Consider the following 12,486-nt stretch of genomic DNA (forward strand, 5'->3'; position numbering starts at 1 on the left):
AATGCAGGCAAAGAGGGAGGGAGGCCGACGGGCGCGAGCCGGTCCGCCGCTTCGATGCTGAAGATGATCTGCTTGGCCGCCACCTTGGGTGCCGCGGCGTCCGCGTCTGCGTGGCAGACGTCGTTGCAATGGCGCGGCCAGACCGCGCGAGCCGAGGCCGCGGCCGACGGCGGTTTCGTGCTGACCTCGGCGCAGGGCACGCGCACGCTGGCGCCACAGCCGCTGCGCAGCGACACCGCCAGCCCGCTGTTCGATGCGCTGTTCGCGCTGGCGCAGCAGGAACTGCGCGACGACCAGGTGGACGCGATCCGCGATCCCGCGTTCGACCACGGCAAGCCGCTGCCGTGCGATTGCTACCAGACCGGCGAACGCTGGCCCTACGTGTGGACCCGCGACGTTAGCTATGCCGCCGATCTGGCGCTGGCGCGGCTGGATCCGCAGCGCACGCGGCGCTCGCTGCGCTTCAAGCTGTCGGCGATGCGCGGTCCGGACGCGCGCCCTGGCCTGTTCGTGGCCCAGGACACCGGCTCCGGCGGCAGCTGGCCGGTGAGCAGCGACCGCGTGGTCTGGTTCCTGGCGGCGCGGCATCTGCTCGACGACGCCACGTTCGCCGCCGACACCCGCGCCGCGCTCGACGCGACCCTGGCGCAGGACCGCGAATTCGCCTTCGACCCGCGCATCGGCCTGTACCGCGGCGAGACCTCGTTCCTGGACTGGCGCGAGCAGACCTATCCGGCCTGGACCCGCAACGACGTGCGCTTCATCGCCGAATCGTTCGCCCTGTCCACCAACGTGCTGCACTACCAGGCGCTGCGCCTGGGCGAACGGCTGGCGCGCGGGCAGGGCGACAGCGCGGCCGCGGCGCGCTACGCCGCGTGGGCGGACGCGCTGAAGCAGGCGATCGCGCAGCGCTTCTGGCGCGAGGACCGTGGTACCTACGTCAGCTACCTCGGCAACGCCGCGCATCCGGTCGCCTACGAGAGCTACGACCTGCTCGGCCTGTCGCTGGCGGTGCTGGCCGACGTGCTGCCGCGCGAACGCGCGCGCCAGGCGCTGGCGCGCTATCCGGCGGTCGAGGCCGGCAGCCCGGTGGTGTGGCCGCAGCAGCAGGACGTGCCGATCTACCACAATCGCGCGATCTGGCCGTTCGTCAGCGCCTATGCGCTGCGCGCGGCGCGGCACACCGACGACAGCGCGCGCATCGCCTTCGAGGTGCAGTCGCTGCTGCGCGGCGCCGCCTTGGCCGGCTCGAACATGGAGAACTACGAATTCCTGAGCCAGGCCGCGCATGTGGACGACGGTCCGCTCAGCGGGCCGGTGGTCAATTCGCCGCGGCAGCTGTGGTCGGTGGCCGGCTACCTGGCGATGGTGATCGAAGGCGTGTTCGGCGTGGAGGACGACGGCAAGGTCGTGCCCAAGCTGCCGGTGAGCCTGGTGCCGATGCTGTTCGGCGACCGCGCCGAGATCGCGCTGCAGCTGCACGGGCGGCGCATCGTGCTGCGGCGGCCGGCGCAGCTGCGCGGCGACCTGCTGGTGGCCGGCGACACGCGCACCGAGGGCGGCGTGACCACGGTGCACCTGGTCGCGCGCGACACCGCGAGCGACCAGGTGCCGTTGCTCGTGGCGGCGGATGCCTTCGCCCCGCTCGCGCCGCCGGCGCCGCGCGTCAGCGGCGATGCGCAGGGCTGGCGGGTATCGGCGCCCGCCGACACGGTGCTGTACGTCGATGGGCGGCTCCTACCGGGCGCGGCCGACGGCGCGCGCCTGCCGCATCGCGAGCAGGTGCAGTGCCTGAGCCTGACCCGGCGCGGCGCGCGTTGGGAGTCGCTGCACAGCCCCAGCGTCTGCGTCGGCGACGTGGTGCGCCTGGCCGGACGCGACGACTGGCGCTGGGCCGCGCCGCACGATGGCGAGTACCGGCTGAGCCTGCGCTACGTCAACGCACACGGTCCGATCAACACCGGCGTCACCGCCGCGGTGAAGCGGTTGCAACTGCAGTGCGGCGATGCCGCGCCGCAGTGGATGCCGGTGGTGATGCCGCACAGTGTCGGCGAGCAGGAATCCACCGCGGCCGTGTTCGCGCTGAAGGCCGGGCAGGACTGCCGCATCCGCCTGGCGCCCGCGGCCAACATGAGCGCGCTGCAGCACTTCGCGCGCTACACCGGCGGCCAGGGTGGCGCCGATGGCGTGGTCAATGCGGCCGACGTCGCCGCGCTGCTGATCGTGCCGGCCGGCGCGATCCGGGAGCGCCGATGAGCGCCGTATCGCGCGCCAAGCCGGCGCTGTCGTTCTGGCAGATCTGGAACATGTGCTTCGGTTTCCTCGGCATCCAGTTCGGCTTCGCGCTGCAGAACGCCAATGCCAGCCGCATCTTCCAGACCCTGGGCGCGGACATGGAGCAGGTGCCGGGCCTGTGGATCGCCGCGCCGCTGACCGGGCTGATCGTGCAGCCGATCGTCGGCCATCTGTCCGACCGCACCTGGAACCGCTTCGGCCGGCGTCGCCCGTATTTCATGGTCGGCGCGCTGTTCACCACGCTGGCGTTGCTGGCGATGCCGAACTCGCCGGCGCTGTGGGTGGCCGCCGGCACGCTGTGGATCCTGGATGCCTCGATCAACATCTCGATGGAGCCGTTCCGCGCCTTCGTCGGCGACCAGTTGCCGCAGCGCCAGCGCGCCAGCGGCTATGCGATGCAGAGTTTCTTCATCGGCGTGGGCGCGGTCGTGGCGAGCATGCTGCCGTGGCTGCTGGCGCAGTGGGGGGTGAGCAACACCGCCGCGCCGGGCCAGGTGCCGGCCACGGTGCGCTACGCGTTCTACCTGGGCGGCGCGGTGCTGTTCCTGTCGATCGGCTGGACCGTGCTGCGCACCCGCGAGTATCCGCCCGAGGCGCTGCAGGCTTTCGACGACGCGCCGGCGGCGGTGGATTCCGCAGGGACGGTCCTGCGCCGGTCGGACGGCGCCGCGGTGCTGTGGCTGGCGATCGGCCTTGCCGGCGCGGCGGCGATCGCCTGGAGCGGCGGCGACCGCATGCTGTACGTGCTGGCCGGCCTGTTCGCCGGCTATGGGCTGTTGCGATGGCTGGCGCCGCGGCTGCGGCCCGGGCACATGCTGGCGGCGATCATGCGCGACGTGCAGGCGATGCCGCAGGCGATGCGGCGCCTGGCCTGGGTGCAGTTCTTCTCCTGGTTCGCGCTGTTCGCGATGTGGATCTACACCACCGCGGCGGTGACGCAGACGCATTACGGCGCCACCGACACCGCTTCGGCGGCGTACAACGACGGCGCCAACTGGGTGGGCGTGTTGTTCGGCGCGTACAACGGCTTCGCGGCGCTGGCGGCGATCGCCATTCCGCTGCTGGTGCGCGCGTTCGGCCTGCGCGTCAGCCACCTGCTCAACCTGTGCCTGGGCGCGGCCGGCCTGCTGTCGTTCCTGTGGATCCGCGACCCGCACTGGCTGCTGCTGTCGATGCTCGGCGTCGGCTTCGCCTGGGCCTCGATCCTGTCGCTGCCGTACGCCTTGCTGTCCGACAGCGTGCCGGCGGCGAAGATGGGCGTGTACATGGGCATCTTCAATTTCTTCATCGTGATCCCGCAGCTGGTCGCGGTCAGCGTGCTGGGTTTCGTGCTCACGCACTGGCTCGGCGGCCGGCCGCTGTACGCGCTGGGCATCGGCGGCGCCAGCCTGCTGGTGGCGGCGCTGTGCGTGCTGCGGGTTCCCGCCGAACAGGGAGCAAGGCAATGACGTATCGGATGTCGCTGCTGGCGCTGGCGCTGCTGGGCGCCTGCGCGCAACCGGCGCGCGCGCAGCAGGCGGAGTACTACGGCACGCTGGAGCCGTTCGCCAGCGACGCGGTGTATTTCGTGGTCACCGACCGCTTCGTCAACGGCGATCCCGGCAACGACCAGCGCGACCAGGGCGGCGCGCACCGCACCTTCGACATTCCGCTGCCGGCGCCGGCGGGCGAGAGCGACAACATCGGCTACCTGGGCGGCGACTTCAAGGGCGTGGTCGACAACGCCGGCTACATCCGCGGCCTGGGTTTCGGCGCGGTGTGGATCACCCCGATCGTCGACAATCCGGACGAGGCGTTCACCGGCGGCAAGCCGATCAGCTGGGGTAGCAACCTGAGCGACCGCGGCAAGACCGGCTACCACGGCTACTGGGGCGTCAACTTCTACAAGCTGGACGAGCACCTGCCCAGCCCGGGCCTGGATTTCGCCGGCTTCACCAAGGCGATGCACGCGCAGCGGCTGAAGGTGGTGCTGGACATCGTCGGCAACCACGGCTCGCCGGCCTACACGATGCCCAAGCGGCAGCCGATGTTCGGCCAGGTGTTCGACCGCGATGGCACGCTCGTCGCCGACCACCAGAACCTGCCCCCGGCCAGGCTCGATCCGGCGCACAACCCGTTGCATGCGTTCTACAACACCGGCGGTGGCCTGGCCGAGCTGTCGGACTTCAACGAGCGCAACCCGGCGGTGATGGAGTACCTGGTCGGCGCCTATTCGCAATGGCTGGGGCAGGGTGCCGACGCGTTCCGCATCGACACCATCGGCTGGATGCCGGACAGTTTCTGGCACGAGTTCGTGCGCCGCATCCGCGCGCAGCGGCCGGGTATGTTTATGTTCGGCGAAGCCTTCGACTACGACGCGCGCAAGATCGCCGGGCACACCTGGGCGCGCAATGCCGGGGTCAGCGTGCTGGACTTCCCGCTGAAGCAGGCGCTGGCGTCGGTATTCGGGCATGCGCGCGGCGGCTTCGAGCAGCTGCAGGCGCCGCTGTACCTGGAGCGCGGCCCGTACGCCAATCCGTACGAACTGATGACCTTCTACGACAACCACGACATGGCGCGGCTCGACGCCAGCGACACCGGTTTCATCGACGCGCACAACTGGCTGTTCACCGCGCGTGGCATCCCGGTGCTCTATTACGGCTCGGAAACCGGCTTCATGCGCGGCCGCGCCGAGCACGCCGGCAACCGCAACTACTTCGGCCAGGAGCGGGTGGATGCTGCGCCGCAGAGCCCGATCTTCGCGCCGCTGCAGCGCATCGCGCAGCTGCGCCAGCGCAGTCCGGCATTGCAGCGCGGGCTGCAGCTCAACCTGCGCCTGTCCGGCGACGAAGCGGTGTTCTATCGCGTGTACCAGCATGCCGGCAGCACCCAGACCGCGCTGGTGCTGCTGAACAAGAGCGACGCGCCGAAGACGCTGGAAGTGAATCGCTACCTGCAGTCCGGCACCTGGCGCGACGGCTTCGACGGCAGCGCGATCGAGGTCGCGGGCAGCTTGCGTGCCGAGGTGCCGGCGCACGGCGTGCGCGTGTTCCTGTCCGATGCCCCGATCGTGCGCCCGGACCTGCGCGCGCGGCTCGCCTGGCTGATGTCGGCCAAGGACGGCGTGGCGCCGGCGCAATAGCGTTTCGTCGACCCCGTTCCTGTAGGAGCGGCTTTAGCCGCGACGCTCTGTCGGTAAAGCGTCGCGGCTAAAGCCGCTCCTACAGGGGGCGTTGCACTGCAGGAAGGTTTCGGCCTTCGCCGAACCGTGCGGCCTTCGGCTTCGCTCGTCGCGACCGAAGTCGCTCCTACAAAAGTCGGCTGCGCGCGCCGGCTAGGTGCGCGCTTACAGTCCCGACTGCTTCCGCAGCTGAGCACCCAGAAGGCTTGGTTCGCTGCGGCTGATGGCGCAGCCGCGCGGCGCCGCTTCCACACACGAAGCCGGCGGTTCACGCCGCCGCCGGATGCGGATCGGCCCACACGCTGTTGGGTTCGCCATGCCGTGCGCGGCGCGCGGTCGCGCGCGCCAGCGCGGCGAAGCCTGCCGCCATCGCCAGGGCCATGCCGTCGACCCAGAACAACGGCCATTGCCCGGCCGCGGCGCTGGTCCACATCCACCAGCCGCTGGCCAGGCCGTGCGCCAGCGGGATCGCCGCGGTCACCGCCGCCGCCGCCCACAGCAGTTCGCGCGCGGCCTGCGCCGGCGCGCGCAGCGCCGCCCACAGCGCGCACAGCGCCCAGCTGCCGAAGCAGGTCCAGCGCATGCCGGCGTCCACCGCGTCCGGCGCGGCGCGTTCCAGCACCTGCACCGCGATGAATGCCGCCGAGATCGCCACGCACAGGCCGATGCACACGCCGACCGTGGCCCGCGCCATGTTGATCTGCGCGCGGCCCTGCTGCGCCTGGCGGCGCTTGCGCCGCGATTCGATCCACAGCAGGTTGCCCGAGTAGAACAGGAACGCGCCGCCGATGCCGAGCAGGAAGTACAGCCACGGCACCAGCGCGTTGCCGTACTCGCCGAAGTGCAGCGCATAGGCCGAGGTCAGCGTGGCGTGGTTGGCGTCGCGGCGGCCGGGCAGCTGCGTGGCGAGCACCTTGCCGCTGGCCGCCTCCAGCGCCACCGTGCCGGTCGGCCCCAGCGCGCCAGGCGAATCGCCGCTGATCTCCACCGTGGCGTTGCGGTCGCCGGCATGCTGCAGCTTCATGTACACCGGCTCGAATTCGTGCAGGCCCTGCCGCCTTGCCTCGGCCACGGCGCGCGCGCTCCAGTCGGCCAGCGTGCCCACCGGCGCCGGCGCGCCGCTGGCGCTGCGCACCGGCGCGGTGTCCATCGCCACCGGCACCGCCTCGGGCAGCTTGCCGTCGAAGACCAGCGGGTTGAGCGCCGCCATCAGCACCAGCGACAGGCACAGCACCGCGCCGGTCACCGCGAACATCAGGTGCAGCGGCAGGCTCAGCACGCCGACCACGTTGTGCGCGTCCAGCCAGAACTGCTTGAGATTGCGGCCGGGCCGCAGCGCGAACAGGTCCTTGAGCAGCTTGGGCAGGTGGATGATCACCCCGGACACGATCGCCACCGCGTACAGCAGGCTGACGATGCCCATCAGATAGACGCCGGCCACCGGCAAGCCGAGCGTGTAGTGCAGTTCGTTGACCAGCGTGGCCAGGCCGGCCTGCGGCAGGGTCGGGCCGCCGTCCAGGTCGTCCAGCGTGGCCATCTGCCACACGCCCTCGGCGTCGGGCCAGTAGATCAGCGCCTTGGGGAATTCGCTGCTGGGGAACAGCATGCCGAGCATCGGCTTGGCCTGCGGGTGCCGCGCCAGCGTGGCGTCGAGCAGGCGCTGCGCATCGTCCAGGGTCTGCACCGGCACCACCTGCTGCGACTGCCAGCGCGGCAGGTCGTGGTGGAACACGGTGATCGCCCCGGCGTAGAAGGCGACGAACAGGGCGAAGCCGGCGACCAGGCCCATCCAGGTGTGCAGCGCGGTGAAGGTGCGCAGCGTGGTGGCGTGCAGTTTCATGCGGATGTCCTCATTGCGCCCAGCCCAGGGCCTTCAGCGCCCACAGCAGGGCGAAGCCGGCCAGCGCCAGCGCGCTCAGCCATGTCCAGGCGCGGCGCCCGCTGGCGAAGCAGTAGGCGCCGATCGCCACGCCCACCCACAGCGGCACGAATGCGATCAGCGCGGGGACCAGCGCCTGCTGCCACGGCCCCGGCGGCAGCCAGCAGACCAGGCCGGTCGACGCGGTGGCCAGGAAGAAGCCGGGGATCAGCGCGGCCAGCCCGCGGCTCCACATCATCGCGGCCGGCCCCGCGCGGCGTCGCCCGCGCCGCCGCCCAAGGCGGCCAAGGTCGGCACCAGCATCAGCGCCAGCATCCAGCTGGCGAGCATCGCGCACAATCCCGCGCCGACGCCCAGTTGCGCGATCCACGCCGCTAGCGAGGCCATCGCCAGCGCCAGGCCCAGCCCGTTGCCGAACCGGCGCAGGCGCTGCAGCGGCGCCAGGCGGCAGTTCGGCGAGCCGGCGTACAGGGCCAGGGCCGACAATGCCGCGCACACCGCAGCCAGGACGATGCCGCCCACCGACGGACTCATCGGCCACCGCGCCGCGGTGCCGTTGGCGCCGCTCCATGACGCGGCACGGCGGCGGGCAGGGCGGCGAAGGCCGGGCGGACGGCGGGGCGGGCAGGGGGCATCGACAGATCCAGGCGGTGGCGGGCGACCACGGCAATCCGCGGCGCGACTCCCGCAGATGATAATGATTCTGCTTTCGCAATGAAACGCGGCCGGCAGCTGCTGTCGCGCCTGGCAGCAGGAGGGGAGCGCCCGGGCCTCCACAGAGCGCGAGCCGGCAGGGGCGCGTCCTTGCCGGTCGACGGCGCCGACGTACTGCGGCTTCCCGCAGGCTGCGGCGTTAGCCGCGCTGCGAGGAGCCGCGCAGGGCCAGGGTCACCGGCAGGGTGCGGCTGGCGACCGGCTGCCCGGCGATCTGCGCCAGCAGGGTGTCCACCAGCACCGCGCCGGCCAGCTTGGTGTCCTGCTGCACGGTCGACAGCGCCGGCGCCACGCAGGCGGCGACCGGGATGTCGTCGAACCCGGCCAGGGCCACGTCTTCGGGCACGCGCAGACCGTGTTCGCGCAGCGCCTTCAGCGCGCCGATCGCGATCAGGTCGCTGGCGGCGAACACCGCGTCGAAACGTTCGCCCCGGCGCAGCAGCGCCAGCGCCGCCTCGTAGCCGGACTGCTCGGTGGTGATCGCGTCCACCTGCAACCCGGGAGCGATGTCCGACCCGGCCGCGCGCAGCGCCTGCGCATGGCCGCGGTAGCGCTCGAGGAATTCGGGATAGTGGTTCGAGGCGTCGCCGAGGAAGGCGATGCGCCGGCAGCCCTGCTCCAGCAGGTGCGCGGTGATGTCGTGGCCGCCCTGGAAGTTGTCGCTGCCGATCGACACCCCCGGCTGCCCGGGCAGCACCGCGCCCCAGCGCACGAAGTGGGTGCCTTGCTCGACCAGGTGCTGCAGCCGCTGCTGCGCCTGCAGGTAGTCGCCGTAGCCGAGCAGGATCAGGCCGTCGGCCTTCTGGCTGTCGCCGTAGTCGGCCCGCCAGTTGTCCGACAGCTGCTGGAACGACACCAGCAGGTCGTAGCCGTGGCGCGCGCAGGCGCGGGTGATCGAACCCAGCATCGAGTGGAAGAACGGGTTGATCAGCGAATCGTCGGTGGTCGGGTCCTCGAAGAACAGCAGCGCCAGCGTGCCGGCATTGCGCAGGCGCAGGCTGGAGGCGTGCTTGTCGACCTTGTAGTTCAGCTCGTTGGCGATCGCCAGGATCTTGCGCCGGGTCTGCTCGTTGACCGCCGGGCTGCCGCGCAGGGCGCGCGACACGGTGGGTTGCGACACGCCTGCCAGATAGGCGATATCGAGCGATGTGGCCTTGCCTTTGATGACGGGCGCTCGCAGTGCAGGGAAACAGAGCGAAGCATGCCACGGCGTACGGGATAGCACCTGCTGCGGTGCAGCGTTGGTGCGGGACTCGGAACTCGGGACCGGGGACCCGGAAAGGCGCTTGGCCGGGGCCGACGATGTGCGTGGCAATCGACGGTCAAGGCCAGCAGCGCGGCGGCAACGAAGCTGCACGCCTTGCGCTCTTGCGGGTCCCCGGTCCCGAGTCCCGCGCTTCCGACCGCCAAATCCACAAACCACCCAAATGCGTTACCATTTGCTATCTCTTCAATGCGGAATGACGGGTGGCCCGCGGCGACGCCGGCCGAGCGTGCGACATGAGCACTACCATCGCCCCAGCATGAAATCCCGCCCAAGGCTGTCCGAGCAGGCGCCCTTGTGGCGCCTTCTTTGTATCCCGCGCCTTGCGCCGCCGGCCTCCGGCGCGCGGCGGGAGACGCCCGCCCCGCATCGCTTTCCTTCTTGCCGACTCCCATGATCACGATCACGCTCCCCGACGGCAGCCGCCGCGAATTCGAACACCCCGTCAGCCCCATGGACGTGGCCCAGTCCATCGGCCCGGGCCTGGCCAAGGCGACCATCGCCGGCCAGGTCGACGGCCGCCTGGTCGATGCCAGCGACCTCATCGACCACGACGCCAGCCTGCGCCTCATCACCGCCAAGGACGCCGAGGGCGTGGAGATCATCCGCCACTCCTGCGCGCACCTGGTCGGGCACGCGGTCAAGCAGCTGTATCCCGAGGTCAAGATGGTGATCGGCCCGGTCATCGCCGAAGGCTTCTACTACGACATCTACAGCGAGCGCCCGTTCACCCCCGAGGACATGGCGGCGATCGAAAAGCGCATGCAGGAGCTGATCGCGCAGGACTACGACGTGGTCAAGAAGGTCACCCCGCGCGCCGAGGTGATCGAGCTGTTCCGCCAGCGCGGCGAGGACTACAAGCTGCGCCTGATCGAGGACATGCCCGACGACGTCACCGCGATGGGCCTGTACTACCACCAGGAATACGTGGACATGTGCCGCGGCCCGCACGTGCCCAACACGCGCTTCCTCAAGGCGTTCAAGCTGACCCGCATCTCCGGCGCCTACTGGCGCGGTGACGCCAAGAACGAGCAGCTGCAGCGCATCTACGGCACCGCCTGGGCCGACAAGAAGCAGCTGGACGCCTACATCCTGCGCATGGAGGAAGCCGACAAGCGCGACCACCGCAAGATCGGCAAGCAGCAGGGCCTGTTCCACCTGCAGGAGGAAGGCCCGGGCCTAGTGTTCTGGCATCCCAAGGGCTGGTCGATCTGGCAGGTGGTCGAGCAGTACATGCGCAAGGTGTACCGCGACAGCGGCTACGGCGAGGTGCGCTGCCCGCAGATCCTGGACGTGTCGCTGTGGCAGAAGTCCGGCCACTGGGACAACTACCAGGACAACATGTTCTTCACCGAATCGGAGAAGCGCACCTACGCGGTCAAGCCGATGAACTGCCCCGGCCACGTGCAGGTGTTCAACCAGGGCCTGCATAGCTACCGCGACCTGCCGATCCGCTACGGCGAGTTCGGCGCCTGCCACCGCAACGAGCCGTCCGGCGCGCTGCACGGCATCCTGCGCGTGCGCGGCTTCACCCAGGACGACGGCCACATCTTCTGCACCGAGCAGCAGATCGAGGCCGAGGTCACCGCGTTCCACCGCCAGGCGCTGAAGGTGTACGCCGACTTCGGCTTCGACGACATCCAGATCAAGATCGCGCTGCGCCCGGAAAAGCGCCTGGGCGACGATGCCACCTGGGACAAGGCCGAGGCCGCGCTGCGCGCCGCGCTCGGCGCCTGCGGCGTGGAGTGGCAGGAGCTGCCGGGCGAGGGCGCGTTCTACGGGCCGAAGATCGAGTACCACCTGAAGGACGCGATCGGCCGCACCTGGCAGTTGGGCACGATGCAGGTGGACTTCATGATGCCCGGCCGCCTCGGCGCCGAGTACGTGGACGAGAACAGCCACAAGCAGCACCCGGTCATGCTGCACCGGGCCATCGTCGGCTCGATGGAGCGGTTCATCGGCATCCTGATCGAGCATCACGCCGGCGCCTTCCCGGCCTGGCTGTCGCCGGTGCAGGCGATGGTGATGAACATCACCGATGCCCAGGCCGACTACGTAGACAGCGTGCGGAAACTCCTTGCAAATCAAGGCTTCCGCATCGAGGCCGATTTGCGGAACGAAAAAATCGGCTATAAGATTCGCGAACACACGCTGCAGCGGGTGCCGTACCTGCTGGTGGCGGGCGACCGCGAGAAGGAAAACGGCGCCATTGCAGTGCGCACGCGATCGGGGGAGGATCTGGGGACCATGTCGGTTGCCGCCTTCGCCGAACGGCTGCTCGCCGAGCAGCTGGCGTAAGACAACCCCGATGCGGGCGGAGCCTCCGCCCGCATCGGTCCGATTCCCCTGGGAGATTGCAACATCAGTACCCCTGACAACAAACAGAACCGCAAGAACCAAGAGATCCGCGTCCCGCGGGTCCGCGTGATCGGCGCGGACGGCGAGATGGTCGGCGTGTTGACCCGCGACGAAGCGCTGGCGCTGGCCGAAGAGGATGGGCTCGACCTGGTCGAGATCCAGCCGCAGGCCGATCCGCCGGTCTGCAAGATCATGGACTTCGGCAAGTTCAAGTTCGAGCAGCAGAAGAAGGCCAACGAAGCCAAGAAGAAGACCAAGCAGGTCGAGATCAAGGAAATCAAGTTCCGTCCGGTCACGGACGAGGGCGATTACCAGATCAAGCTGCGCAACATGCGCCGCTTCCTCGAAGAGGGCGACAAGGTCAAGGTCAACATCCGCTTCCGTGGCCGCGAGATGAGCCACCAGGAACTCGGGCGCGAAATGGCGTCGCGGATCGAGGCCGACCTCGGCGAGGACATCGTCATCGAATCGCGCCCGCGCCTGGAAGGCCGGCAGATGGTGATGATGATCGCGCCGAAGAAGCGCTGACCGCAGTTCAGGTTCGCGCCCCGCCTCGCGCGGGAGCGCCGCCGGGCGCCTGCTGGCGCCCTTTGCGTTTTACGTGTGTTCCGCCGCCATCCGGTGGCGTCGCTGCGTGGCCGCACGCAAATCGCGCCGCCTGTTGGAATCTCCGATCCCGAATTCCGGCACGAACCGCATGATTTGCAAGGCATTCCAAGCCCTGGCATAATGCGCGGCCCAGTGCATCGGGTTTGCCGTTCACGCGGCAACAGGACCCGCCCTGATCCTTCCGGATCAAGGGCTTACAAGCCGGTA

At 69.9% G+C, this 12,486-nt stretch carries 9 protein-coding genes; 5 read left to right on the forward strand and 4 right to left on the reverse strand.

Annotated features, from left to right (window positions below):
- The first annotated feature begins 54 nt into the window (after positions 1 to 54).
- Genes OCJ37_RS08200 through OCJ37_RS08210 form a run of 3 tightly spaced genes read left to right on the forward strand, consistent with a single transcriptional unit; the run spans position 55 to position 5,416 of the window.
- Positions 55 to 2,256, forward strand: a complete 2,202-nt coding sequence (locus OCJ37_RS08200) for an alpha-L-rhamnosidase-related protein (RefSeq protein ID WP_263113166.1) — start codon at positions 55 to 57, stop codon at positions 2,254 to 2,256.
- Complete coding sequence (locus tag OCJ37_RS08205; protein ID WP_263113167.1) at positions 2,253 to 3,743, forward strand: MFS transporter; 1,491 nt, start codon at positions 2,253 to 2,255, stop codon at positions 3,741 to 3,743. The genes OCJ37_RS08200 and OCJ37_RS08205 overlap by 4 nt, the downstream gene beginning before the upstream one ends.
- Positions 3,740 to 5,416, forward strand: a complete 1,677-nt coding sequence (locus tag OCJ37_RS08210; RefSeq protein ID WP_263113168.1) for an alpha-amylase family glycosyl hydrolase — start codon at positions 3,740 to 3,742, stop codon at positions 5,414 to 5,416. The genes OCJ37_RS08205 and OCJ37_RS08210 overlap by 4 nt, the downstream gene beginning before the upstream one ends.
- Before the next feature lie 307 nt (positions 5,417 to 5,723).
- On the opposite strand, the gene OCJ37_RS08215 is transcribed toward OCJ37_RS08210, so the two are convergent.
- The 4 genes from OCJ37_RS08215 to OCJ37_RS08230 form a co-directional block, all read right to left on the reverse strand.
- Positions 5,724 to 7,295: a PepSY-associated TM helix domain-containing protein gene (locus OCJ37_RS08215; protein ID WP_263113169.1), complete on the reverse strand. Its 1,572-nt coding sequence runs from the start codon at positions 7,293 to 7,295 to the stop codon at positions 5,724 to 5,726.
- A 10-nt stretch (positions 7,296 to 7,305) separates the two neighbouring features.
- Positions 7,306 to 7,569, reverse strand: a complete 264-nt coding sequence (locus OCJ37_RS08220; protein ID WP_263113625.1) for a hypothetical protein — start codon at positions 7,567 to 7,569, stop codon at positions 7,306 to 7,308.
- A complete protein-coding gene (locus tag OCJ37_RS08225; RefSeq protein WP_263113170.1) occupies positions 7,569 to 7,868 on the reverse strand; it encodes a hypothetical protein in 300 nt (99 codons plus the stop codon). Before OCJ37_RS08225 ends, OCJ37_RS08220 begins: the two co-directional genes overlap by 1 nt.
- A 319-nt stretch (positions 7,869 to 8,187) precedes the next feature.
- Positions 8,188 to 9,213 (reverse strand): LacI family DNA-binding transcriptional regulator, encoded by a 1,026-nt coding sequence (locus tag OCJ37_RS08230; protein ID WP_263113626.1) that lies wholly within the window; start codon positions 9,211 to 9,213, stop codon positions 8,188 to 8,190.
- Positions 9,214 to 9,705: 492 nt separating this feature from the next.
- On the opposite strand from OCJ37_RS08230, the gene thrS reads away from it, so the two are divergent.
- The gene (gene thrS / locus OCJ37_RS08235; RefSeq protein ID WP_263113171.1) at positions 9,706 to 11,610 is read left to right on the forward strand and encodes a threonine--tRNA ligase; all 1,905 of its coding nucleotides are present in this window, start codon (positions 9,706 to 9,708) and stop codon (positions 11,608 to 11,610) included.
- A 63-nt stretch (positions 11,611 to 11,673) separates the two neighbouring features.
- Positions 11,674 to 12,198: a translation initiation factor IF-3 gene (infC, locus tag OCJ37_RS08240; protein ID WP_317633229.1), complete on the forward strand. Its 525-nt coding sequence runs from the start codon at positions 11,674 to 11,676 to the stop codon at positions 12,196 to 12,198.
- The last annotated feature ends 288 nt before the right edge of the window (positions 12,199 to 12,486 follow it).

It is taken from the genome of Xanthomonas sp. AM6 (assembly GCF_025665335.1).
Taxonomy (GTDB): domain Bacteria; phylum Pseudomonadota; class Gammaproteobacteria; order Xanthomonadales; family Xanthomonadaceae; genus Xanthomonas_A.